General features: G+C 62.9%; 20 protein-coding genes. 7 read left to right on the forward strand and 13 right to left on the reverse strand.

Annotated features, from left to right (window positions below; all coding sequences use genetic code 11):
- Positions 1-217 precede the first annotated feature (217 nt).
- The 3 genes from ACWPW0_RS07380 to ACWPW0_RS07390 all read left to right on the forward strand — a co-directional run bounded on the left by ACWPW0_RS07380 (position 218) and on the right by ACWPW0_RS07390 (position 2,412).
- Positions 218-1,384: an MFS transporter gene (locus tag ACWPW0_RS07380; protein WP_447590543.1), complete on the forward strand. Its 1,167-nt coding sequence runs from the start codon at positions 218-220 to the stop codon at positions 1,382-1,384.
- Between the two features lie 85 nt (positions 1,385-1,469).
- Positions 1,470-1,898, forward strand: a complete 429-nt coding sequence (locus tag ACWPW0_RS07385; RefSeq protein WP_454254895.1) for a hypothetical protein — start codon at positions 1,470-1,472, stop codon at positions 1,896-1,898.
- 181 nt (positions 1,899-2,079) lie between these two features.
- Entirely contained in the window at positions 2,080-2,412 is a 333-nt protein-coding gene (locus ACWPW0_RS07390; RefSeq protein WP_447590547.1) for a YnfA family protein, read from the forward strand.
- A gap of 138 nt (positions 2,413-2,550) precedes the next feature.
- Here the strand turns inward: ACWPW0_RS07390 and ACWPW0_RS07395 are convergent, their stop codons facing one another.
- The 5 genes from ACWPW0_RS07395 to ACWPW0_RS07415 all read right to left on the reverse strand — a co-directional run bounded on the left by ACWPW0_RS07395 (position 2,551) and on the right by ACWPW0_RS07415 (position 10,573).
- A complete protein-coding gene (locus tag ACWPW0_RS07395; RefSeq protein WP_447590549.1) occupies positions 2,551-2,781 on the reverse strand; it encodes a YheU family protein in 231 nt (76 codons plus the stop codon).
- Positions 2,782-2,810: 29 nt separating this feature from the next.
- Entirely contained in the window at positions 2,811-5,564 is a 2,754-nt protein-coding gene (locus ACWPW0_RS07400) for a 7TM diverse intracellular signaling domain-containing protein (protein ID WP_454254896.1), read from the reverse strand.
- A gap of 199 nt (positions 5,565-5,763) precedes the next feature.
- The gene (locus ACWPW0_RS07405; RefSeq protein ID WP_447590552.1) at positions 5,764-6,957 is read right to left on the reverse strand and encodes an osmoprotectant NAGGN system M42 family peptidase; all 1,194 of its coding nucleotides are present in this window, start codon (positions 6,955-6,957) and stop codon (positions 5,764-5,766) included.
- Between the two features lie 40 nt (positions 6,958-6,997).
- Complete coding sequence (ngg, locus tag ACWPW0_RS07410) at positions 6,998-8,737, reverse strand: N-acetylglutaminylglutamine synthetase (RefSeq protein WP_454254897.1); 1,740 nt, start codon at positions 8,735-8,737, stop codon at positions 6,998-7,000.
- Between the two features lie 66 nt (positions 8,738-8,803).
- Complete coding sequence (locus ACWPW0_RS07415; protein WP_454254898.1) at positions 8,804-10,573, reverse strand: N-acetylglutaminylglutamine amidotransferase; 1,770 nt, start codon at positions 10,571-10,573, stop codon at positions 8,804-8,806.
- Positions 10,574-10,685: 112 nt separating this feature from the next.
- On the opposite strand from ACWPW0_RS07415, the gene ACWPW0_RS07420 reads away from it, so the two are divergent.
- The gene (locus ACWPW0_RS07420; protein ID WP_447590558.1) at positions 10,686-11,162 is read left to right on the forward strand and encodes a MarR family winged helix-turn-helix transcriptional regulator; all 477 of its coding nucleotides are present in this window, start codon (positions 10,686-10,688) and stop codon (positions 11,160-11,162) included.
- Positions 11,163-11,210: 48 nt separating this feature from the next.
- Here the strand turns inward: ACWPW0_RS07420 and ACWPW0_RS07425 are convergent, their stop codons facing one another.
- From ACWPW0_RS07425 to mnmC, 3 genes are read right to left on the reverse strand one after another with little or no spacing between them, the layout of a single operon-like run.
- Positions 11,211-11,903: an MBL fold metallo-hydrolase gene (locus tag ACWPW0_RS07425; RefSeq protein ID WP_454254899.1), complete on the reverse strand. Its 693-nt coding sequence runs from the start codon at positions 11,901-11,903 to the stop codon at positions 11,211-11,213.
- 1 nt (position 11,904) lies between these two features.
- Positions 11,905-12,663 carry a sulfite exporter TauE/SafE family protein gene (locus ACWPW0_RS07430; protein WP_447590562.1) on the reverse strand — a complete coding sequence of 253 codons (759 nt, stop codon included), beginning with the start codon at positions 12,661-12,663 and terminating at the stop codon, positions 11,905-11,907.
- A complete protein-coding gene (gene mnmC, locus ACWPW0_RS07435) occupies positions 12,660-14,636 on the reverse strand; it encodes a bifunctional tRNA (5-methylaminomethyl-2-thiouridine)(34)-methyltransferase MnmD/FAD-dependent 5-carboxymethylaminomethyl-2-thiouridine(34) oxidoreductase MnmC (protein ID WP_454254900.1) in 1,977 nt (658 codons plus the stop codon). Before mnmC ends, ACWPW0_RS07430 begins: the two co-directional genes overlap by 4 nt.
- Before the next feature lie 150 nt (positions 14,637-14,786).
- Between mnmC and pap the strand changes: the two genes are divergently transcribed.
- Positions 14,787-16,274 (forward strand): polyphosphate:AMP phosphotransferase, encoded by a 1,488-nt coding sequence (gene pap / locus ACWPW0_RS07440; RefSeq protein ID WP_454254901.1) that lies wholly within the window; start codon positions 14,787-14,789, stop codon positions 16,272-16,274.
- A gap of 10 nt (positions 16,275-16,284) precedes the next feature.
- On the opposite strand, the gene ACWPW0_RS07445 is transcribed toward pap, so the two are convergent.
- From ACWPW0_RS07445 to ACWPW0_RS07460, 4 genes are all read right to left on the reverse strand, one after another.
- Complete coding sequence (locus tag ACWPW0_RS07445) at positions 16,285-16,494, reverse strand: DUF6316 family protein (RefSeq protein WP_447590567.1); 210 nt, start codon at positions 16,492-16,494, stop codon at positions 16,285-16,287.
- Positions 16,495-16,657: 163 nt separating this feature from the next.
- Complete coding sequence (locus ACWPW0_RS07450) at positions 16,658-17,278, reverse strand: NAD(P)H-dependent oxidoreductase (protein WP_454254902.1); 621 nt, start codon at positions 17,276-17,278, stop codon at positions 16,658-16,660.
- Positions 17,271-18,665 carry a class II fumarate hydratase gene (locus tag ACWPW0_RS07455; protein WP_454254903.1) on the reverse strand — a complete coding sequence of 465 codons (1,395 nt, stop codon included), beginning with the start codon at positions 18,663-18,665 and terminating at the stop codon, positions 17,271-17,273. The genes ACWPW0_RS07450 and ACWPW0_RS07455 overlap by 8 nt, the downstream gene beginning before the upstream one ends.
- A gap of 133 nt (positions 18,666-18,798) precedes the next feature.
- Positions 18,799-19,812, reverse strand: a complete 1,014-nt coding sequence (locus ACWPW0_RS07460) for a DUF2804 domain-containing protein (RefSeq protein WP_454254904.1) — start codon at positions 19,810-19,812, stop codon at positions 18,799-18,801.
- A gap of 233 nt (positions 19,813-20,045) precedes the next feature.
- Here ACWPW0_RS07460 and ACWPW0_RS07465 point away from each other — a divergent pair, with 233 nt between their 5' ends.
- Together ACWPW0_RS07465 and ACWPW0_RS07470 are read left to right on the forward strand one after the other, a co-directional pair.
- Complete coding sequence (locus tag ACWPW0_RS07465) at positions 20,046-20,540, forward strand: DUF2059 domain-containing protein (RefSeq protein WP_447590572.1); 495 nt, start codon at positions 20,046-20,048, stop codon at positions 20,538-20,540.
- A gap of 10 nt (positions 20,541-20,550) precedes the next feature.
- Positions 20,551-20,856 (forward strand): BolA family protein, encoded by a 306-nt coding sequence (locus ACWPW0_RS07470; RefSeq protein WP_454254905.1) that lies wholly within the window; start codon positions 20,551-20,553, stop codon positions 20,854-20,856.
- A 48-nt stretch (positions 20,857-20,904) separates the two neighbouring features.
- Here the strand turns inward: ACWPW0_RS07470 and ACWPW0_RS07475 are convergent, their stop codons facing one another.
- Entirely contained in the window at positions 20,905-22,509 is a 1,605-nt protein-coding gene (locus ACWPW0_RS07475) for an EAL domain-containing protein (RefSeq protein WP_454254906.1), read from the reverse strand.
- Positions 22,510-22,601: the final 92 nt, after the last annotated feature.

The raw sequence follows: 22,601 nt of genomic DNA on the forward strand, positions 1-22,601 counted from the left end.
TTGGCAAAAGGCCACTATATACAGGCTATTGGTATTTTTCGAGACACTGAAGGCGCTCATTCGAACTGCCATTGATTGGTGTTCCAAACGGCACCCGCGTTGGCAGGATTTGCTGTCCGAACAGTCGATTTTTGCGGGGGATGATCTTGCCCGTGAAAGGCTTGCGGGGTAGGGTGGCCGACCAGGCTCATGTGGCCGATCTGCTAGTGAATTTCCTGTGAAACCTGTTTCTCGCGTCTTGCTCATGCTGGCTCTGGTGCTGGCGGCGATCAATCTACGCCCCGGCATCACCTCCTTCGCCCCACTTATCGAACGTATCGCCAACGAACTGGCCCTGAGCCGTGGCCTGATCAGCCTGACCACTGCACTGCCGGTGCTGTGCATGGGCCTGCTGGCGCCGCTGGCGCCGCGTCTGGCGATGCGCTTCGGCCTGGAACGCACGATTACTGCCTGTCTGGCACTCATAGCTTTGGCGCTGGTGTTGCGCCTGGGCGGGCATGTCAGCGCGCTGCTGATCGGCAGTGCCGTTTTACTGGGTGCGGGTATTGCCGTGGCCGGGCCGTTGCTCTCCGGTTTCATCAAGCGGCATTTCGTCGATCACGTGGGTCGGGTCGTTGGCTGGTATTCCTTCAGCATGGCCATCGGTGGTGCCGCCGGTGCCGTGCTGACCGTGCCGGTCACCCAGGCCCTGGGCGACAATTGGGCCTTCGGCCTCGCTGGCTGGGCCGTGCCTGCCGTAGTGGCCTTGCTGTTCTGGTGGCGTTTGCCGAGTCGGGCCGATGCGGTGAGCCAGGAACCGAGTGAAGGGCTGCCATGGGGCCAGCCCAGGGCGTGGCTGGTCACGGGCTTCTTCGCCATTCAGGCAGGCCTGTTCTATACCTTGGCGACCTGGCTGGTGGCGCGCTACCACGAGGGCGGCCTGGGCACGCTGCACAGTAACGCCCTGTTCAGCCTGTTCATGCTGGTCGGTCTGCCCAGTGCCTGGCTGCTGCCCTGGCTGGCGCAGCGTTTCGATATCCGTCAGCCCCTGTTGGTCTGTTGCGGCCTGAGCATGGTGCTGTGCCTGAGCATGATCACCTTCAACCCTCAGTTGTTGCCGGAAGTCTGGGCGGTGCTGATGGGGTTCGCCCTCAGTGGTTCCTTTGCCTTGTCGCTGGTATTGCCGCTGTACGAAGTGCATACGCCAATGGCGGTCAGCCGCTGGACGGCAATGATGCTGTGCGCAGGCTATGGCATGGCCTGCCTGGCCCCCGTACTGGTTGGCATGGGCCGCGACCTGTCAGGCAATTACCAGGTGCCGTTCATGGTCATGGTGGGCATGGCGGTGACGATGACGGTGATCGCCTGGTGCCTGCGTGCCCCGGCTGCGGCGCAGCGTGTTTGAGGCCAGTTCACGGACTTGGGTGCAGTTCCTTTGCAGCGGCGAGGCCCTGTGATAGAAGGCAGCCTGCACTTTTCGGAGTACCCGTGTGGAGCCTGAATCCATCGTCTATGGCTGTATCCGTGACTGGCCATCCGGTGACCGCGAGCAACGTCAGCAGCGTCGCGAGAACAACCGGCGCGCGCTCGAACAATTGCCGCAAGGCGATGTCTGGCCGTTTCTCGGCCGCGAGATGTTCTCCTTTTGCGCCAACGAGGATGCAGGCCTGTACCAGACCCAGGTGATCCATTTCGGCGCCAGCTACCGGGCGGTCGAGTACGAGTGGGCACTCTGGGTGCAGGCGTTCGAGTCGTTGCTGAAACGCCTGTACTGGGCCAGTGCGGTGGTGCATCTGGAAACCGAATTGAATGGCCTGCACACCTTTCGCTGGGAGTCGGAAAACGGCTATCACAGCCCTCAGGAGCACGAGCTGCGCATGCGCTGCGTGTGGGAGCGCGAGGGGAGTTTGCGCAGTTGAACGCGCGTATGCCTTATCCGTGACGGCAGCCTTCCTGCAGGGCATCGCGCCCCCACAGATAAAGCTAGCAACTGCCTCGAAGAGGCCCGTTCGAAGGCCTGGACTGGAAGTATTCTTACATCCGACTCAATGAGTTAAATCAAAACGGCACCAGCCCCTAGGCATCTGACGAGACTGACGAATGCTCAACTACCTGTGGTTTTTCCTGGCGGCACTGTTCGAAATTGCTGGCTGCTATGCCTTCTGGATGTGGCTGCGCATGGGCAAGAGTGCCTGGTGGATCGTTCCGGGCTTGCTGGCGCTCACCGCATTCGCCCTGCTGCTGACGCGGGTGGAGGCAGCCTACGCAGGGCGTGCCTACGCCGCCTATGGCGGGCTCTATATTGTCACGTCACTGTTCTGGCTCTGGGTGGTCGAGCGGGGACGTCCGTTGAATACGGACTGGATCGGTGCAGTGCTGTGTGTGGCCGGCGCGACGATCATCCTGCTGGGCCCGCGCCTGGGCTGGCGCTGAGAAGTCTGCTGCGCGTCAGGTCTGCTGCGTTAAAACAGGTTCGGAATGCTCATTTACAGCCAGTAAACTCCGCTTCCTACCTGTTTTTGCCTCACATACATCTAGCTCGCGAGACGTTGAACAGGTTCTGAGTAGTTCTCATGGCTCGCGCAGTTCGCGTGGTACTTCTTCTTTCAGCATCAACTGGCACTGCTCGCTGTCCGGGTCGAACACGATCAGTGCCTGGCCCTTGACCAGGGCGTGACGGGCGCGCTCGACGCGGGTCTGCAGCGGCGTTTCGTCGCCGTTGTCAGTGCCTTCACGGGTGACGAAGTCCTCCAGCAGACGGGTCAGGGTGTCGGCTTCGAGCAGGTGATAGGGAATCAGCATGGTGCGGTTCTCGGCAGTGGGCCGTGATGCTACTGCGGACCCACCGCTTTGTCAGTCAGGTAATGATCGAGCAGGGCATACAGCACCTGGCAATCCAGTGGTTTGCCGAGGAAGCCGTCCATGCCGGCCTGGATGCCGCGCTGGCGATGCTCCTCGAGAATGTGGGCGGTGACGGCGATGATCGGTACAGCCGCAAGGCGTTGGCGGCTTTCCAGTTTGCGGATCTGCCGGGTTGCCTCGAATCCATCCATCTCCGGCATTTCACAATCCATCAACACCAGCTGGATCGCCCCTGGCGCGCGTTGATACTCCGCTACGGCAGCCGTGCCGTTGGCTACCAGGCGGACGTTGTAACCACGTTTTTTCAGGAATGCCTGCACGACCATCTGGTTCACCGCATTGTCTTCGGCCACCAGGATGCAGGGCGATGTGCTGGAACGGCTCACAGGTTCATCCATGGCCGGTCGTGGTTGGCTGCGACGCTCGCTATACAGTTCGACCAAGCCATTGCGCAACGCTGTCACCGCCAACGGTACGGCCAGGTTGAGGGTGCGCAGGCCGCGCATGTCGGAGAGGTTTGGATTCTGCTCCGGCGAGTGCAGGAGCAGTACACGCTGGCCTTTTTCCAGCAAGGGTTCGAGGTTGTCGAGCCAGTGGCCGACGGAGCCTGGCCATGGTGTCATCAATACCAGCAGGGGCGGGGCGTTGAAGTCATCGAGGATTTCGCGCAGGCGTTCCGGGTCCTGGCAGCGTTCGGTGCGCATGCCCCAGCGGGCCAGTAGGTGGCCCAGTGCATCCAGGCCGATTCCATCCAGTGAGCAGAGCAGCGCTACACGGCCTTTGAGCAGCGAGGCCAGGCTGTCCTCTTCGTCTGCGGCGGGGTGCAGCGGCACGTCGAAGGCAAAGCGCGAACCTTGACCGAGCGTGCTTTGCACCTCGATATGGCCGCCCATCATTTCCACCAGTTCCTTGCTGATCGCCAGGCCCAGGCCGCTGCCACCGTAGCGGCGGGTGGTGCTGGAGTCGCCCTGGGAAAACGAGGTGAACAACTGGGTGAGGGTCTCGTTGCGAATGCCGATGCCGCTGTCGCTGACCGCGAAAACCAGGTGTGGGCTGCCCGTGCTGTTGGTACGCCGACAGACGCTCAGGATCACGCGGCCTTCCTGAGTGAACTTCAAGGCGTTGCTCAGCAGGTTCATCAGCACCTGCTTGAGGCGTGTCGGGTCGCCCACGATGCGCCGGGGCACGCCAGCCTCGATACTGACGTACAGGCGCAAGCGTTTCTCCAGCGCCTGGCCGGTGAACAGGCTCTGCGTGTCGGAGATGAGTTGCTCCAGGTCGTACTCGATCTCCTCCAGGGTCAGCTTGCCGGATTCGATGCGGGCGTAGTCGAGGATGTCATTGATCACGGACATGAGCGCGTTGCCGGAGCTGCTGATGGTTTCCACATAAAAGCGCTGGTTGCGGTCCATCGGTGTTTCGCGCAGCAACTGCAACATGCCCAGCACGCCATTGAGAGGCGTGCGAATCTCGTGGCTCATCTTGGCCAGGAAGCGGCTCTTGGCCTGGCTTTCGAAGGCAGCCTGTTCCGCTGCCTGGCGCGAGCGGAAGCCTTCCTCCTTCAGGCGGTTGATGCTGTCGGCAAGGCCGATGGACAGGGTCAGCAGCTCGATGGTGACGCCGATCTTGACCATGGCCGAGCCAAACACGCCGAGCACCTCGACACCCAGCGAGCCACTGGTGGTGAGCATGAACGCCACCAGCAGCACGCTCCAGGCCAGGACGTAGTAAGAGCCGTGACGCACACCCTTGCGCCAGACATAAATGCCCGCACAAAGCAGCAGCAGCGAGACGATCAGCACGGCCAGGCTGGCCAGCACGTTCCAGGCTTCCAGGCCGATCAGCGCGACAGAGATCAGGCAGCCGGCAACGGCCAGCATGAGCAGGCGCATGGCCCGGTCCAGTGACGGGAAGTACTGGTTGATATGCAAGAAGTGACGGCTGAACTGGATGGCGGTGAGGCAGTGGACGAACATCAGGACATAGATGCTCACCGACTGCAGGCCTATATGGTCAGGCAGCAGCTTGAACAGCATGCCGTCGAAGCTGGCGGCGAACAGGCCGATATTGAGGTTGTACACCAGGTACCAGAAGTACGCCGGTTCGCGCAGGGAAATGAACAGGAACAGGTTGTAGATGAACATGGCGAACAGCACGCCATAGAACGCGCCGTTGATGCCCATGAGGTTTTCCTGGGCGGCGGCGCTGGCACCGTAGGTGCTGAAGAAGGCGGGCACGAAGATGGTGCTGGTGGTCTCTATGCGCAGCAGCACGGTGTTGCTGCCGGACGGCAGATCCAACGGGAACCAGAAGTCGCGGACCTGTACCGGGCGCTGGGAAAAGGCGTAACGGTCGCCACTTTCCTGTTTGTGCAGGGTGCCATCGGCATCCTGCAGGTACACGGTGATGTAATCGAGCAGGGCGTAGTTGATTTCCAGATAGCCATGCAGCGGCTGTGGGCGGCTGTTGACCAGGCGCACCTTGAACCACCAGGCGGAGCTGTTCTTGCCGAGGTTGGCATGGTCGCCACGAATGCGCTGGAATTCGCTGTCGGGCAGGTGTTGCACCTGCTCGGCACTGAGCGTGCCGGTACGGTCTTCGTGGTAGCCCATGTAAGGCGCCAGTGACAGCCGCAGTTCGTCACGGTCCAGTGGCGCGGGAGGCATGGCCCACAGGGCGCCGCTGAGCCAGAACATGAGCAACGTCAGGCAGAAACGAGGCATCCGCGAACCTCTTTATTATTTTTGGCGTCCGTAGTTGCACTTTGCCTTCATGCGCGATTCGCCACAAGCTCCCACCATTGAGTTGTAGGTGCCGGATTGGCCGTATGCAAGGATGCGGAGCAGGCCAAAGCCCCCATGCTCATGGGGGCTGCTGAATACGTTACAGCCGGTTTCAATGCGGTGATGCGTCAGCGATCAGTCATTCGGTGTCGAGGGTGCGCTGGCCAAGGATGCTGTCGATGTTGGGCACCTGGGTTTCGCTGGACATCTGCGCGTCGTGTTCGATCTGATGGCTGAAGCGTTCCAGCGAATGGTCGGCCCCTGCATCGCTGGCGAATACCGGCGGGCTCATCATGTAGGCGCCGAGCAGGCGCGTCAGCGCGACCAGGCTGTCGATGTGGGTGCGTTCGTAGCCATGGGTGGCGTCGCAGCCGAAGGCCAGCAGTGCGGCGCGGGTGTCGTGGCCAGCGGTAATCGCCGACTGGGCGTCGCTGTGGTAGTAGCGGAACAGGTCCCGGCGCACTGGCACGTCTTCCTGCTCGGCCAGTTTCAGCAGATGCCGCGAGAGGTGGTAATCATAGGGGCCGCCGGAGTCCTGCAGGGCCACGCTCACGCAGTGTTCGGTGGATTGCTGGCCGGGCGCCACCGGGGCGATGTCGATGCCGACGAATTCGCTGACGTCCCAGGGCAGGGCACCGGCCGAGCCTGAGCCGATTTCCTCGGTGATGGTGAACAGCGGGTGACAGTCGATCGGTGGCACCAGTTTGGCTTCGGTGATGCACTTGAGTGCGGCGAGCAATGCGGCAACCCCGGCCTTGTCATCCAGGTGGCGTGCGCTGATATGGCCGCTCTCGGAAAACTCCGGCAGTGGGTCGAAGGCGACGAAGTCACCGACGCGCACGCCGATGCCTTCGCACTCGGCGCGTGTCGAACTGTAGGCGTCCAGGCGCAGTTCGACGTGATCCCAACTGATCGGCATGCGATCGATTTCAGTATTGAAGGCATGCCCCGAGGCCATCAGGGGCAACACGCTACCGCGTAGCACGCCGTTATCGGTGAACAGGCTGACGCGACTGCCTTCGGCAAAGCGACTGGACCAGCAGCCGACTGCGGCCAGGCCGAGGCGGCCGTTGTCCTTGATCTCGCGGACCATGGCGCCGATGGTGTCCAAGTGCGCGGAAACTGCACGGTCCGGGCTTTTCTGCCGGCCGAGCAGGGTGGCGCGAATAGTGCCGCGACGGGTCAGTTCGAAGGGAATGCCCATTTCTTCCAGGCGTTCGGCGACATAGCGCACGATGGTGTCGGTGAAGCCGGTCGGGCTGGGAATGGCGAGCATTTCCAGCAGCACCTGTTGCAGATAGGGCAGATCGGGGTCGGGCAGGCGTACGGACATGGAACCTCCGTCAGTCGTCATGAATGGTCAGTAGCCCGGCTCAGGCGCTGATCTGGCTGAGCGGGAACAACAGATCGATGAAGCGTTCGGCGGTGGGTTGTGGCTCATGGTTGGCCAGCCCGCACCGCTCGTTGGCTTCGATGAATACATAGTCGGGGGCGTCGGCGGCGGTCACCAGCAGGTCCAGGCCGACGACCGGAATATCCAGGGCGCGCGCGGCGCGAATGGCCGCGTCACGCAGGGTCGGATGGAGGATGGCGGTCACGTCTTCCAGGCTGCCACCGGTGTGCAGGTTGGCGGTCTTGCGCACGGCAAGGCGGGTGCCGGTGGGCAAGACCCGGTCATAGTCGTAGCCGGCATCATGCAGGGTGCGCTGGGTTTCGCTGTCCAGCGGGATGCGGCTTTCGCCACCGGTGGCGGCCTGGCGGCGTCGGCTTTGAGCCTCGATCAGCGCGCCGATACTGTGGCGCCCATCGCCGATCACCTCGGCAGGACGGCGGATGGCAGCTGCCACCACCTCGAAACCGATGACCACGATGCGCAGGTCCAGGCCCTCGTGGTAGCTCTCCAGCAGTACGCGGCTGTCGAACTGGCGAGCGCGGGCGATGGCCTCTTCGACGGCATCCGCTGTGCGCAGGTCGACGGCTACGCCCTGGCCCTGTTCGCCATCCACCGGCTTGACCACGACGCGCGCGTGCTCGCTGAGGAAGGCAGCGTTGTCCTCGGGGCTACCGGCCAGCGCCTGCTGGGGCTGCTGCAATCCGGCGCGTTCAAGGGCGCGGTGGGTGAGGCGCTTGTCCTGGCACAGGGTCATGCTCACCGCGCTGGTCAGGTCCGACAGCGACTCGCGGCAGCGAATGCGTCGCCCTCCATGGTTGAGGGTGAACAGGCCGGCCTCGGCGTCGTCCACGTGTACCTCGATGCCACGGCGCAACGCCTCATCAATGATGATGCGTGCATAGGGGTTCATTTCCGCCTGGGGGCCGGGGCCGAGGAACAGCGGCTCGTTGAAGCCGTTCTTGCGCTTCAGGCTGAAGGTCTGCAAGGCACGGAAGCCCAGTTTTGCGTAGAGCTTGAGGGCCTGCTGGTTGTCATGCAGGACCGACAGGTCGAGGTAGCTCAGGCCACGGCTCATGAAGTGCTCGACCAGATGACGGACCAGCACTTCGCCGACGCCCGGGCGCCGGCACTGCGGGTCGACTGCCAGGCACCACAGGCTGCTGCCATGCTCCGGGTCGTGAAAGGCCTTGGTGTGGTTGATGCCCATCACGCTGCCGATCACCGTGCCGTTGTCCTCATCCTCGGCCAGCCAGTACACCGGACCGCCCTGATGGCGCGGGGTAAGCTTGTCCGGGTCGATGGGCAGCATGCCGCGGGTCTGGTACAGGCGGTTGATTGCCTTCCAGTCTTCGGCGTTATGCACCCGGCGGATGCGGAAACCACGAAAGTTGCGGCGTGCCGGGCGGTAGTCGGTAAACCACAGGCGCAGGGTATCGGAGGGGTCGAGAAACAGCTGTTGCGGCGCCTGTGCCAGCACCTGGTGCGGCGCGGCGATGTAGATGGCGATGTCGCGCTCGCCGGGGGCTTCGTTGAGCAGCTCGCCGGCCAGGCTTTCGTTGTTGGCGAAGGTGTGTCCGATCAACAGGCGGCCCCAGCCGCAATGCAGTGTCCGTGCCTGGCTTGGCTGAGTGCCCTGGCCCTCGGCGAAACGCGCTTGCAGGCGTTCGTAGGAAGGAGCTTGGCCGCGTACGAGACGCTGATTGAGGGCGATGGCGCGCATGATCGGGTGCTTCCTCTGCTGTCTGCTATAGGTGAAGCGCCGCGGTACCTGCGGCGCGGTGAGTCATTACAAACCCTGCTCGCTCAGCCACAGGTTGAGTGCCGCCAGTTGCCACAGCTTGGAACCCCGTAGCGGGGTGAGTTGGCCGTGGGGATCGGTCAGCAGGCGGTCGAGCATGGCGGGGTTGAACAACCCACGGTCCTGGCTGGGGTCGACCAGCAGATCACGTACCCAACCCAGGGTGGCGCCTTCCAGGTGCTTGAGGCCAGGCACCGGGAAGTAACCTTTGGGGCGGTCGATGACCTCGGCGGGAATGACCAGACGGGCGGCTTCCTTGAGCACATGCTTGCCGCCGTCCGGCAGCTTGAAGCGGCCAGGAATGCGTGCCGAGAGCTCGGCCAGGCGGTAGTCGAGGAACGGCGTACGGGCTTCCAGGCCCCAGGCCATGGTCATGTTGTCGACACGTTTGACCGGGTCGTCGACCAGCATCACCGTGCTGTCCAGGCGCAGTGCCTTGTCCACCGCCGCCTCGGCGCCGGGTTGGGCGAAGTGCTGGCGGACGAACTCGCCGGCGTGGTCAGCGCCCAGCCAGGCGGGCATCACGCAGGCGGCGTATTCATCGTGCTCGCGGTCGAAAAAGGCCTGTCGATAGGCGGAATAAGCATCCTCTGCACCGTCTACCAGCGGGTACCAGTGGTAACCGGCGAACAGCTCGTCGGCACCCTGGCCGCTCTGCACCACCTTGCAGTGCTTGGCCACTTCGCGCGACAGCAGATAAAAAGCGATGCAGTCGTGGCTGACCATCGGCTCGCTCATGGCGCGGAAGGCTGCTGGCAACTGCTCGATGATCTCGTGCTCGTCGATTCGCAACTGGTGGTGGCGGGTAGCGAAGCGTTTGGCGATCAGGTCCGAATAGTGGAACTCGTCACCGCGCTCTCCGCCGGCATCCTGGAAGCCGATGGAGAAGGTCAGCAGGTTGTCCACGCCAGCTTCGCGCAGCAGTGCCACCAGCATGCTCGAGTCGACCCCGCCGGAGAGCAGCACGCCGACATCCACGGCCGCCCGCTGGCGAATCGAGACGGCTTCACGCAGGCCGTTGAGCACCTGGTCGCGCCAGTCTTCGAGGGTGAAGGCCTGCTCGTCGGCGCGCGGGCCGTAGTCGAGCTGCCACCAGCTTTGCTGCTCGCTCTTGCCGCTGGCGTCGATACGCATCCAGCTGGCCGGTGGCAGTTTCTTCACCCCAGCCAGAAGGGTGCGCGGGGCCGGCACCACGGCATGGAAGTTGAGGTATTGATTGAGGGCGACCGGGTCCAGTGTCGCGTCGATATCGCCACCCTGCAGCAGTGCCGGCAGGGTTGAGGCAAAGCGCAGGCGTTGCCCGGTTTGCGACAGGTAGAGCGGCTTGACCCCGAGGCGGTCGCGGGCGAGAAACAGCGTCTGGCTGTCGCGCTCCCACACGGCGAAGGCGAACATGCCATTGAGTTTCGGCAGCAGTTGTTCACCCCAGGCGTGGTAGCCCTTGAGCAGAACCTCGGTGTCGCCATCGGAGAAAAAACGATAGCCGAGCCGGGTCAGCTCTTCGCGCAGTTCGGGGTAGTTGTAGATGGCGCCGTTGAACACCATCGACAGGCCGAGATCGCTGTCGATCATCGGTTGCCCGGAGGCCTCGGCAAGATCCATGATCTTCAGCCGGCGATGGCCCAGGGCTATGGGACCTTGGGCGTGGAAGCCATGCGCGTCAGGACCGCGCTGGCGCAAATGATGGGTGATGCGTTCGACGGCGGCCAGATCGGCCGGGCGTTGATCAAAACGTAGTTCTCCAGCTATTCCGCACATAATTCCTTACCGGTTTTGCCGTTGGGGAGTGGCCTGGATGGCTCCAGACCTTTTAAACCAAAACAAAATAATGCTTTCATGTCAAAGCATTACCTTGAATGAATATGAGTAGATGTCTGAAAAATTAGTTCCTGTTGAAATTGATAGCCCGGCTGCGGCCGCCTTTGAATTGAATGTGTTCAAGGCCTTGCGGCGCCTGCAGCAGGCCGGTGAGGTGCACGCCAAGCGACTGGCCCGTTTCGGTGGTCTGACCCCCATGCAGTTGATGATCCTGCAGGTCTTGGCGGGGGAGGCGCGGCTGACTGCCAGCGCGCTCAGCGGCCGGGTCAGCCTGAGTGCTGCCACGTTGTCCGGCATGCTCGATCGTCTGGAGGAGAAGGGTTTGCTGCAGCGCCAGCGCGACGATCAGGACCGGCGTCGCCAGTGGCTGTTGATCAGTCCGCAAGGGCGAGCGCTGGTCGAGCAGGCGCCTTCACTGTTGCCACCGGAGTTCAGCCAGCGCTTCTCGGCCTTGCCCGAGTGGGAGCGCCATGGGCTGACCGCAGCGCTGCTGCGGGCGGCAGAGCTGTGCGGCGATGTGGAACCTTGAGCCTGCGGTCGCCGCGGCTGGCTGCCTCAGCGTGCAACAGCCACTGATTCAGTCCTGGCCGCAGGCCCTGTTGGCCGGCACGGCGATATCCATCATCGCCGGGTTGGGCAGGTTCAGGCTGGCCATCAGGGCGGCATAGGCGTCCGCTCCAGCGACTTGCAGGCGCGGGTTGTGTGCGGCCTCTTCGGCAATGCTCGAACAGGTCCAGCCTTTGTAGTCATGGGCCGGCCAGACGTCGGTGTCGCCAGGCAGGCTCAGTAACCGCTGCAGGCTGGCCCATTGCTGGCGTGCATCGCCGTTCTGGAAGTCGGTGCGGCCACTGCCTCGGATCAGCATGGTATCACCGCTGAACAGACGGGCCGGTTGCGTGTCATGGGCGGGCAGCAGAAAGCAGTAGGAGTCGTCGGTATGCCCAGGGGTGTGCCAGGCGACCAGGGCCTTGTTACCGAATGGCAGGCGCTCGCCCTCGGTAAAGGTAAAGCTGGCGCAGGAGCTGGCACTCTGCTCACCAAAACCGCTGCGGCAGCCGGTGGCATCGCGCAGGTCGCCGAGGGCGGTGATGTGGTCGGCATGGGTGTGGGTGTCGAGGGCCAGCACCAGACGCAGCTGCAAGTCGCCGAGCAGTTGCAGGTAATCATCCAGCTTGTCCTTGACCGGGTCGATCAGCACAGCTTCGCCGCTGTCTGCCAGCAGGTAGGTGTAGGTCGAGCTGGTGCTGTCGAACAGTTGGCGAAAGAGCATCTCAGGCACCTCCCAGAAGCTTCTGTGCGGCCAGCGACAGGCTGACCAGAACGAGCATCACGGCAAACAGCCGTTGCAACAGTTTGCCACCCAGACGCATGGCCAGGCGATTACCGGTGAGCACTCCCAGTGCGCCACCGGCTGCCAGGCCGGCGAGCAGTAGCGGGGAAGGCTGGGCGTGGCTGAGGTAGATAATGAAGCCGCCTCCAGAAACCAGGGCGATCACGGCCATCGAGGTGGCGGTGGCGGCGAGAATCGACAGCGGAGTGAAGGCCAGCAAGGCAGGTACCAGCAGAAAACCGCCGCCTACGCCCATCAAACCGGAGAGCACGCCCACGCCAACACCGATCAGTGCCAGGGGCAACAGGCGCAGCGGGCTCTGGCCACTACGCGGCAAGCTCGCATTGCGCCACATGCGCCAGGCCGACCACAGCACCAGCAGACAGAAGGCGACCACCAGCACACGCTCATCGACGAAGCGTCCCAGCCATTGGCCGAGAGCATTGCCGGGCAGGCCGCTCAGGCTGAGCAGCAGTGCCGGTTGCCAGGCCACCAACCCCTGGCGGGCACGCACGATGGCGCCAATCAACGCGGTGAGCCCCACGGCGCCCAGGCTCACGCCAATGGCGTCGCGCAGTGGCAGGTGCAGGCTGAGCAGCAGGGGCAGCGCCACCAATGAGCCGCCGGCGCCGGTCAGTCCTAGAAGCAGGCCAAGTACGGTGCCGATACTCAGGGCTTGCAGCAACAGACCTTCGATCATCCGCGGATCAACCGACGCAGGGCGAAGCGGTTGGGGTGGCAGGCTTCGGCCACGCTGCGCGGCACGGGCAGGGCTTCATCATCCAGCCAGGCGGCGAGCAGTTCGCCGCACAGGGGCGCGGTAATCAGCCCGCGAGAACCATGGCCGGTATTGATGTAGAGGCCATCGAGCCACGGGCAGGGGATGTCCGGCACCTGGCGGGCATCCTTGGCCAGCGCGGCGTAGGCCGTGGCAAAGGCGCTGTGGTCGGCCAGCGGCCCGACGATGGGCAGGTAGTCCGGGCTGGTGCAGCGAAAGGCGGCGCGGCCTTGCAGGGTGTTCGGGTCGAGAGCGTCGACGTGCAGGCGCTCGGCCAGGTCGCTGGAAATCTCGCGCAGCAGGCCCAGGTTGCTCTGGTGTTCGGCAGTTGTCGGCGTGGTGTCATCGCTGTGGAAGTCGAAGCTCGCGCCCAGGGTGTGCTCGCCATTACGCACTGGCGCGACATAGCCCTCGGCGCATACCACGCACGCCAGCTCGGCACTGGTCGGACTTTGCGGCAGGCGGCTGATCTGGCCACGAATGCGCTTGAGTGGCAGATCGGCGGCAGGGGCGAAACGTCGAACATCTGCCGCGCCCGCCAGCACGGCAACCGGCGCGCAGGCCAGCACCTGGCCGTCGGCGCTGGCCTGCCAACGCTCTTCGACGCGCTGCAGATCGAGTGCTTCGTGGTGCGTCAGCAGGCGGATGTGTGGATGAGTGGCGAGCAACTGGCACAGGGCGGGGGGATGTACCCAGCCGCCTTCCGGATAGAACAGGCCGCCGCTGGGCAGGCCGATACCAGCACGCGCCTGGGCTGCATCGTGGTCCAGGCGCTGCAGCAGATCGGCGGGGAAGGCGGCGGCCAATTTGGCCTGGCGCTGTTCTTCCTGTTCATCGAAGGCCAGTTGCAACACGCCGCAGGCTGCCCAGTCCTGACCTTGCTGCAGGCGTTGCAGCAGACGTCGCGTATGGCCGAATCCACAGAGAATCAATTGCGATAGGGCCGTACCATGGGCGGACAGCTTGAGATACAGCACGCCCTGAGGATTGCCGGAGGCCTCCATGGCGATTTCGCCATGGCGCTCGATCAAGGTCACCTGCCAGCCACGGGAGGCCAGGCTGGCGGCTGTCGCGCAACCTGCCAGACCGGCGCCGATCACCAAGGCTTCCCGCTGCGTGGGGACGAACGCGGGACGTGAAAACCAGGGCTTGATCGGTGCTGCCGTGTGCTCGGGCGCGGAGGCTGTGGCGGGGAAGTCACCCCGCAGGTTTTCCCATTTCTTGCCGTAGCCCAGTACCTTGCGTATGGCAAAGCCGGCTTCGATCAGGCCACGGCGAACCACGCCGGCACTGCTGAATGTCCCAAGCACGGCACCTGGTGCTGCAAGCCGCGCCAGTTGGCGGTAGAGATCGGCATTCCACATCTGCGGGTTCTTGGCGGGCGAGAAACCATCGAGAAACCAGGTGTCGATGCGGGCATCGAGCTGGCTGAGCATCTCGATGGCATCACCGATCAGCAGGGTCAGCACGACCCGGCCACCGTCGAACAGCAGGCGCTGGAACCCCGGGTGTACCGCGACGTACTGCTCGATGAGCGGTGTGCTCCAAGGGGCCAGTTCAGGCCATAGCGCCAGGGCGCGCTGCAGGTCCTTTTGGCTCAGCGGGTGTTTTTCCACGCTGATGAAATGCAGGCGGCTATCGGAGGGTGCGTGTTGCTCGAACAGCTGCCAGGCACAGAGGAAGTTGGTGCCGGTGCCGAAGCCGGTTTCGCCGATGGTCATGCGCCCATGGGCGGGCAGGGCGGCGAAGCGTGTAGCCAGGTCGGTGTTGGCCAGGAAAACGTGGCGGGTTTCACCCAGGCCGTCATCGCGTGAGAAGTACACATCGTCGAACTGCCGCGAACGCGGCTGGCCATGTTCATCCCAATCGAGCTGGGCGTAAGGAAGGTCGGACATGCAGGCACCTGTACAGAGGCGCGCATTGTAGCCGCAGGCTCACTTAAGTGGCGGCTGATGTTTCATTGCGCCGTGATATCGCTCGAGAAGACCCTAGGCTACGACCATTTCTATCCGCTAGGCTGGAGGCATCTGATCAAGGAGTTGTTCATGTTCGAGTCCGCCGAGTTGGGCCATGCCATCGACAAGCAAACCTATGACGCCGAAGTGCCTGCACTGCGTGAAGCGTTGCTCGAGGCACAGTTCGAGCTGGCCCAGCAGAGTCGCTTCCCGGTCATCGTGCTGATCAACGGCATCGAAGGTGCGGGCAAGGGTGAGACGGTCAAGTTGCTCAACGAGTGGATGGACCCTCGCCTGATCCAAGTCTGTACCTTTGACCGCCAGACCGACGAAGAGCTGGCCCGCCCGCCGGCTTGGCGTTACTGGCGGCAGTTGCCGGCCAAGGGGCGTATCGGCATTTTCTTCGGCAACTGGTACAGCCAGATGCTGCAGGGGCGTGTGCATGGCGAGTTCAAGGATGCGGTGCTGGATCAGGCCATCGATGGTGCCTTGAGCCTGGAACAGATGCTCTGTGACGAAGGCGCACTGATCTTCAAGTTCTGGTTTCACCTGTCCAAGGCGCACATGAAAGCGCGCCTCAAGACCCTCAAGGATGACCCCCAGCACAGCTGGCGTATCAGCCCATTGGACTGGCAGCAGTCGAAGACCTACGACAAGTTCGTGCGTTATGGCGAGCATGTGTTGCGGCGTACCAGTCGCGACTTCGCGCCCTGGTATGTGGTCGAAGGGGTCGACGAGTATTACCGCAGCCTGACCGTGGGGCGCATCCTCCTCGAGGGGCTGCAGGCGGCGCTCAAGGCGAAGAAGCGGCGTAATACCCAGGCCCATGTGGCGCCTGTGAGCGCCAGCCTGGATGATCGCGGCCTGCTCGACAGCCTGGATATGAACCTCGCCCTGAGCAAGGAGGATTATCAGGAGCAGTTGGCCACCGAGCAGGCGCGCCTGGCCGGGCTGATGCGCGACAAACGCATGCGCCGGCATTCCCTGGTCGCGGTGTTCGAAGGCAATGATGCGGCAGGCAAGGGCGGCGCCATTCGCCGGGTCGCGGGAGCGCTGGACCCGCGCCAGTACCGCATCGTACCGATTGCCGCACCCACCGAAGATGAACGTGCACAACCTTATCTCTGGCGCTTCTGGCGGCACATCCCGGCACGCGGCATGTTCACCGTGTTCGACCGCTCCTGGTACGGCCGTGTCCTGGTCGAGCGGGTCGAGAAGTTCTGCGAGCCTGCTGATTGGCTACGTGCCTACAGCGAGATCAATGATTTCGAGGCGCAGCTCAGTAACGCGGGCGTGGTCCTGGTGAAGTTCTGGTTGGCCATCGACCGGGATACCCAGTACCGGCGCTTCAAGGAGCGCGAGGCTACGCCGTTCAAGCGCTTCAAGATCACCGAAGAGGATTGGCGTAATCGCGAGAAGTGGCAGGAGTACCGCGAGGCGGTGGGCGATATGGTCGACCGCACCAGCAGTACGCTGGCGCCCTGGACGCTGGTCGAGGCCAACGACAAGCGCTATGCCCGGGTCAAGGTGCTGCGCACCATCAATGATGCCCTGGAGCGTGCCTTCGAACGGGACTGAACGACGGCAGTCAGTAGACCCGGCTCTCGGTGATCTTTTGCGATTGCTGCATGCGCTGGATGTAGAAGCCGATTTCGCGTTCGGCATCCACGCGGGTGAAGAAGGGGCCTTCCAGCGTGCCTTCGCGGGTGGAGAAGAAATACTGCCCGTTGACGGCGCTGATGCGTTCACTGCGGTAGTGGGTGCCCGGTGCGGGGTCGATGGCGCGTTGAGCATGCATGGCAGTATCTCCTGAGACAGGATGCTGAGTTTCAGTCTAATCCGTCGCCAGGGCATAGAGGGACTGTCGGACAAATGGTTGATTTGCCGACTGTCTCTCATCTTGATGGGCGAAGATGGCGTTTTTTGGCGCCGTTTTGGCGACGCCGGGAGGGCTGTTGGCGTTAAGCGCGACCGCCGAGCAATTCGGCCTTGCGCAGCCAATTCTGGCGCTGGGCTTCGGTCGAGGGGCGCACGGGTGCGAACTGAGCGATGCGACGGGTCTTGATGCCGCTGAAGCCGAGAATGGTACGGGTCATCTGCCGGTGTGCGGGAGCGCCGTAGATCCAGCGGAAATACCAGGGCGGCGTATCCATCGTAACGAGTAGATCGGCAGTGCGGCCAGTGAGCAACTTGTCCCACAGCTGCGAGCGGTTGCGGTACTTGAAGGCGAAGCCGGGCAGGAACACCCGGTCGAAGAAGCCCTTGAGCAACGCGGGCAGGCCACCCCACCAGACGGGGTAGACGAACACCAGATGCTCGGCCCAGTGAATCTGCCGTTGGGCTTCGAGCAGGTCCGGTTCCAGGTTCTGGCTCTGCGCGTAGCCATCGTGCAGTACCGGATCGAACTGCATATCCCCCAGTTTCAACTGACGCACCACATGGCCTTCACGGCGGGCGCCTACGGCATAGGCTTCACCCAATGCGTGGCACAGGCTGTCTGCCTTGGGCGTACCGACAATCATCAGGATACGTTTGCCGTCGCCCTCCAGCGGGGTGGCACCACTCTTCACGTCATCAACCATGTTGACCCGACTCCAGCATGTTTTCCGGACGCACCCAGGCGTCGAATTCGTCATTGCTCAAGTAGCCGAGCTGCAAGGCGGCTTCACGCAGGCTGAGGCCTTCGGCATAGGCTTTCTTGGCGATTTCCGCTGCCTTGTCGTAACCGATATGTGGATTCAGTGCGGTGACCAGCATCAGGCCACGTTCCAGGTGATCTGCCATCTGTTTCGCATCCGGCTCCAGGCCCGCGACACAGTGCTGGTTGAAGTTGCGGCAACCATCGGCGAGCAAGCGTATCGATTGCAGCAGGTTGTGGATGATCACCGGCTTGAACACGTTGAGTTGCAGGTGTCCCTGGCTGGCGGCGAAGGCGATGGTACTGTCGTTGCCGAGCACCTGGCAGGCCAGCATCGATAGCGCTTCGCACTGCGTCGGGTTGACCTTGCCCGGCATGATCGAGCTGCCGGGTTCGTTGGCCGGCAGGCGTACTTCGGCAAAACCGGCACGTGGTCCGGAGCCGAGCAGGCGCAGGTCGTTGGCGATCTTCATCAGCGCCACGGCAAGGGTCTTCAGCGCGCCGGACAGGCTGGTCAACGGTTCATGGCCGGCCAGCGCAGCGAACTTGTTGGGCGCGGTGATGAAGGGCAGGCCGCTGAGCGCGGCCAGTTCGGCGGCGATGGCTTCGGCGAAACCATGGGGTGCATTCAGGCCGGTGCCGACTGCCGTACCGCCCTGGGCCAGTTCGCACACGGCGGGCAGGGTGGCGCGAATGGCCTTGTCGGCATATTCGAGTTGGGCGACGAAGGCGGACAGCTCCTGGCCGAAGGTGATCGGCGTGGCATCCATCAGGTGGGTCCGGCCGGTCTTCACCAGGTGCATGTGGCGGGCAGACTGATCGGCCAGGCCGGCACTCAGTTCAGCGAGCGCTGGCAGCAGATCGTGCTGCACGGCCTGGATCGCTGCGATGTGCATGGCTGTGGGGAAGCTGTCGTTGGAGCTTTGTGCACGGTTGACATGGTCGTTGGGATGCACTGGGCTCTTGCCGCCGCGCCCCTTGCCGGCCAGCTCGTTGGCGCGGCCGGCGATGACTTCGTTGACATTCATGTTGCTCTGCGTGCCGCTGCCGGTCTGCCAGACCACCAGCGGGAACTGCTCATCATGCTCGCCGGCGAGGACTTCATCGGCAGCCTGCTCGATCAGGCGGGCAATATCCGGTGGTAGCTCACCGATGCGGCTGTTGACCCGTGCGGCGGCCTTCTTGATCAACGCCAGGGCATGCAGGACGGCCAATGGCATGCGTTGCTCGCCGATGGCGAAGTTGATCAGGGAGCGCTGGGTCTGCGCGCCCCAGTAAGCCTCGGTAGGAACATCAATAGCGCCGAGGCTGTCGGTTTCGATACGGCTCATGAGCGATCTCCAGACGGTGGGGCGGTATCCACAGCATGCGCATGGCAGACGGCGGCGGCATGACTGGCCGCCGAAATGCAGGCGCCAGGGTCTTAGGCCTGAGGCAGCGCTCCGGGTTCCCTGAGCGTGGCAATTACCAGCATGCGCGTGTTTCGCCGAGCCAGCCATAGGCGCGGGCCACGGGTACCTTTTCGCCACGGGGGCCACGCAGGATACCGTCGAAATAACCAAACCATTGGCGGGTATCGGCGAAAAACGGACCGACCTGTGGTCGGGCGTGATGGTGTTGAAGAGGGGTAAAGGTCAGGTCGACGTGCTCGCTGGCACAGCTCAGGTGCCAGGGTGCCAAGGCGCCGCTGGGGTGCTGTTCGATGGTTACCGGTTCATTCAGATGGAGCAATTCACCACCGAACCACAAGGCATTTTCTGACAGGCCGCTGGCATCGCACCATCCTGAGCCGAAATTACCGGCAATACCGCCCGGCGCGGAAAAGACCACTCGCTTCCAGTGTGTGCGCAACGGCCATACGCCACGGCCAAAATCCAGCGAGGCGAAGCTCTGTCCGGGTGGGCAGCTATAGGTCTGGCCACCCAGTTGCAGGTTGCCGCTCACGGGTAGGCCAAGCTGCCGACTGGTGGCATGAAAGGTCTTCTCGCCCATGGCACAGACCAGATTCACCGAATCGAGATGGGCTGGGCGCTGAATGTCGAGGGCCAGTTGCAGTGGCTGCCCGCCGATTCTCGGGGCTGTGGCGGTCAGACGAATGTTGCTGCCGCGATCATCGGCACGCAGTTGCAGGCGGTGATGGTTGAACGCATGGCTCTGCATGGCGTTGTCTGGCAGATGACAGCCCATGCCGAATGGGCGGCGCTGGGTGTGCGAGACCAGCTTGCCACTGTCCAGGTCGAGAAAGTGGGCGCCGCCGTAACTGACGTAGTCGAGATCGGCGAGGGTCAGGGTCAGCATCCAGTGCGGGGTGGTGATGCACCAGTGATTCCAGCGCTTGCGCCGGCCCCAGTTACCGGGCAGGGCGCACTCCACAAGGGGGCGCGGGGACCAGCCCACGGCGCGGGGATCAAGTCGACCGCTAGCGTCGCAGAGGTTCTGCGCGGCCACAGTGCTATCAGGGAGGATCAAGCTACTCATTCAGACACGTCCATGTGTGAAGCATCCACCTCGGGAGGTGGACGAGAATAGGCGCCATTTGCTTGGCGCGCAGCATGACAAGGGTGGGGAAGAATGTACAAGTGCTGGCATTTTGACAAGGGCTTGTCGGGGGCTGTGATTGTGGTCGGCTTGAGCATGAGCCCAGTGCGGCGCAGAATGGCCGGCCTCGCGGCCCGAATCATGGGGCCCGTCACCTGCCACAGGATTTGCTCATGCGTCTGCGCCTTCTCTGTTCTGCTCTGCTACTGGCTGGCAGTAGCTCCGTGTTCGCCGATGCGGCCAGCCATGCCGCTGAGGCCGAGCGTTTTCTCACGCTGACCCATGCCGACAAACTGAGCGTGCCGGTTTATACCCAGGTGCAGCAGATGTTTGCCGAGCGCTTTGCCCAGGCGCAGGCCCCGCAGAACAAACGTGTGCTGCTGGAGCGCTATCAGGCCAAGGCCGATGAAGCGCTGAACCGCGCTATTGGTTGGGACAAGCTCAAACCGGACATGGTCAAGCTGTACACGACCACCTTCACCGAGGCGGAGTTGAAGGAACTGATGGCTTTCTACCAGAGCCCGGTCGGGCGCAAGGTGCTGGAAAAGATGCCGGCGCTCGCCTCGCAGTCGATCCAGATTTCTCAGCAGCGCCTGCAGGCGGCTGTGCCGGAAGTGAACAAGCTGCTCGCCGAAATGACGGCCGAGCTCGAAGCCAAGCAGCCATGAGGAACCGGGCATGAGCATGCGCGAGAAGATCCAGCAGGCGCTCACGGTCTTGCAGCCAGAGCATATCGAGGTAGTGGACGAGAGCCATATGCACAGCCGCGGTCAGGAGACCCACTACAAGGCGGTGCTGGTCAGCGAGGCGTTCTCCGGACTCAACGCGGTCAAGCGCCATCAGAAGGTGTACGCCAGCCTGGGCGATCTGATGGGCCAGTTCCACGCCCTGGCGCTGCATACCTATACGCCGCAGGAGTGGCGTGAACAGGGCGCTGCGCCGGATTCACCGACCTGTCGGGGCGGCAGCAAGCACGATCATTGAATCACCGCGCGGCTGCTGCGCAACGGGCCATTGCGCAGCAGCCCGCGTTCACTGACGGGCATCTGGCTCGCTGGGTGCTGGTTCGGGATTGAGGCTGTTGCGTTGGTGAATGAACGTGGTCAGCTCGGCTATCGGCATCGGTTTACCGAACACCCATCCTTGAGCGAATTGCACGCCGGCATTGCGCAGGATGTCGCGCTGCTCTTCGGTTTCGACCCCCTCGGCAATCATCTGCAGATTCAGGGTCCTGGCCATTTCCATGATGTGGAAGGCCACTCGGCTGCTGGCGGTATCGGTGCCCAGGGCGTCGACGAACATCTTGTCGATTTTCAGGAAGTCCAGGTCGTAGGTAGCCAGGTAGGAGAGGCTCGAGTTGCCGGTGCCAAAGTCGTCGATGGCCACCTTGAAGCCCTGCGAACGTACCGAGAACAGCACGCCCTTGGCCTTGTCCGGGCTCATGAAGCCACGCTCGGTGGCTTCGATGAGGATATTGCGCGATGTCCCGCCGGTGCTTTTGATCAGGGTTTGCAGGCGCTCGGCGATTTCCACCGAATGCAGGTCTTCGGCGGAGAAGTTGATGGCGATATGTGTTTCCGGATTGTTGGTGATCAGTTCCGTCGTGTCGTGCGCGACCATCTCCATGACCTGGGCGGTGACCTGCTGGATGAGCCCGTGCCGCTCTGCCGCGGGGATGAAGATGACCGGGCTGACCAGCTCGCCATTGGGCTGCCGCCAGCGGATCAGCGCTTCGGCGCCGACACAACGGTTGCTGCGCAGGTCGATCACCGGCTGATACAGCAGAAAGAATTCGCGCTTCTTGAGGGCAGACTGCAGTTGCGCCTTGAGTGACAACCGATAGCGGGCGATGAAGTACGTCAGCGCGGCGAGCAGCACACTGATGATCAGACCATAAGGCACCACATGAACGGCGGCATCCTTGATGTCATCGATCAACTGCGAGTGGGGCATCGCCGCGATGGCCGTAGTCTCCTGATTACTGGCTGGCAGGATGACGACGAAGTGATTGTCATCGGAGTAGATCTGTTTCTGCCCGTGGTAGGCCGCCAGCCACTCTTTCCTGAACTCGCCACGGGAGCGCAGGATGCTCCCGGATTCCGTGTTGACCTGGACAATCGAAATGGGCGATTGCTCGGGCAGGATATCGACCACCAGGTCCGGGTCGAGGATGGTCGCGTAGCCATCGCGGGCATTGATGTTGAACGGGCCGCCCGAAACCCCGGGCAGGTTGACCAGGCCCCAGTAGGTGAAGCCGGTGGAGGTGAGGCGTTGCGGTTTGCCGAGGGCAATCGGTTCATCGAGCTGGGTCAGGGACGAGCACAGCAAGTGGTCCTCCTTGATATAGCCCATGCCTTGCAGGTACTTGGCGCCACCTGCAATGGCCCGCATGCGGCGTAGCTGATCTGCCGAGCAGGGATCGGCATCAGGCGTCTTGCTCAATGTATCCAAGGCCGTATCGATCTGCGCACGGGTCGCTGTGGAGCGTCGCAACACATCACTGGCGAGCTGTTCGAGATAGCGGGTGGCTTCTGTTCGGCCGTCATCCCAGGCGATGTAAAGCGACAGGCCGAGGGGGGTGATGAATGCTGCAATCCCTAATGCTATGAACAACAAAACCTGGGGTTTTTTGCGCATGAACGCACTCTCATTTGTCCTTGTGAAAATGAGTGTACGCCGGAGATTGTGCGGCCTGCATCACATTTCATTGATGAGATCGCGCCTGCTTT

This window comes from Pseudomonas sp. Marseille-Q8238 (assembly GCF_965111915.1).

Excerpts from the sequence above, each read along its gene's own strand:
- ACWPW0_RS07390 (WP_447590547.1), top strand. The coding sequence starts at position 2,080 with ATGCTCAACTACCTGTGGTTTTTCCTGGCGGCACTGTTCGAAATTGCT.
- ACWPW0_RS07395 (WP_447590549.1), bottom strand. The coding sequence starts at position 2,781 with ATGCTGATTCCCTATCACCTGCTCGAAGCCGACACCCTGACCCGTCTG.
- ACWPW0_RS07400 (WP_454254896.1), bottom strand. The coding sequence starts at position 5,564 with ATGCCTCGTTTCTGCCTGACGTTGCTCATGTTCTGGCTCAGCGGCGCC.
- ACWPW0_RS07405 (WP_447590552.1), bottom strand. The coding sequence starts at position 6,957 with ATGTCCGTACGCCTGCCCGACCCCGATCTGCCCTATCTGCAACAGGTG.
- ngg (WP_454254897.1), bottom strand. The coding sequence starts at position 8,737 with ATGCGCGCCATCGCCCTCAATCAGCGTCTCGTACGCGGCCAAGCTCCT.
- ACWPW0_RS07415 (WP_454254898.1), bottom strand. The coding sequence starts at position 10,573 with ATGTGCGGAATAGCTGGAGAACTACGTTTTGATCAACGCCCGGCCGAT.
- ACWPW0_RS07420 (WP_447590558.1), top strand. The coding sequence starts at position 10,686 with ATGTCTGAAAAATTAGTTCCTGTTGAAATTGATAGCCCGGCTGCGGCC.
- ACWPW0_RS07425 (WP_454254899.1), bottom strand. The coding sequence starts at position 11,903 with ATGCTCTTTCGCCAACTGTTCGACAGCACCAGCTCGACCTACACCTAC.
- ACWPW0_RS07430 (WP_447590562.1), bottom strand. The coding sequence starts at position 12,663 with ATGATCGAAGGTCTGTTGCTGCAAGCCCTGAGTATCGGCACCGTACTT.
- mnmC (WP_454254900.1), bottom strand. The coding sequence starts at position 14,636 with ATGTCCGACCTTCCTTACGCCCAGCTCGATTGGGATGAACATGGCCAG.
- pap (WP_454254901.1), top strand. The coding sequence starts at position 14,787 with ATGTTCGAGTCCGCCGAGTTGGGCCATGCCATCGACAAGCAAACCTAT.
- ACWPW0_RS07445 (WP_447590567.1), bottom strand. The coding sequence starts at position 16,494 with ATGCATGCTCAACGCGCCATCGACCCCGCACCGGGCACCCACTACCGC.
- ACWPW0_RS07450 (WP_454254902.1), bottom strand. The coding sequence starts at position 17,278 with ATGGTTGATGACGTGAAGAGTGGTGCCACCCCGCTGGAGGGCGACGGC.
- ACWPW0_RS07455 (WP_454254903.1), bottom strand. The coding sequence starts at position 18,665 with ATGAGCCGTATCGAAACCGACAGCCTCGGCGCTATTGATGTTCCTACC.
- ACWPW0_RS07460 (WP_454254904.1), bottom strand. The coding sequence starts at position 19,812 with ATGAGTAGCTTGATCCTCCCTGATAGCACTGTGGCCGCGCAGAACCTC.
- ACWPW0_RS07465 (WP_447590572.1), top strand. The coding sequence starts at position 20,046 with ATGCGTCTGCGCCTTCTCTGTTCTGCTCTGCTACTGGCTGGCAGTAGC.
- ACWPW0_RS07470 (WP_454254905.1), top strand. The coding sequence starts at position 20,551 with ATGAGCATGCGCGAGAAGATCCAGCAGGCGCTCACGGTCTTGCAGCCA.
- ACWPW0_RS07475 (WP_454254906.1), bottom strand. The coding sequence starts at position 22,509 with ATGCGCAAAAAACCCCAGGTTTTGTTGTTCATAGCATTAGGGATTGCA.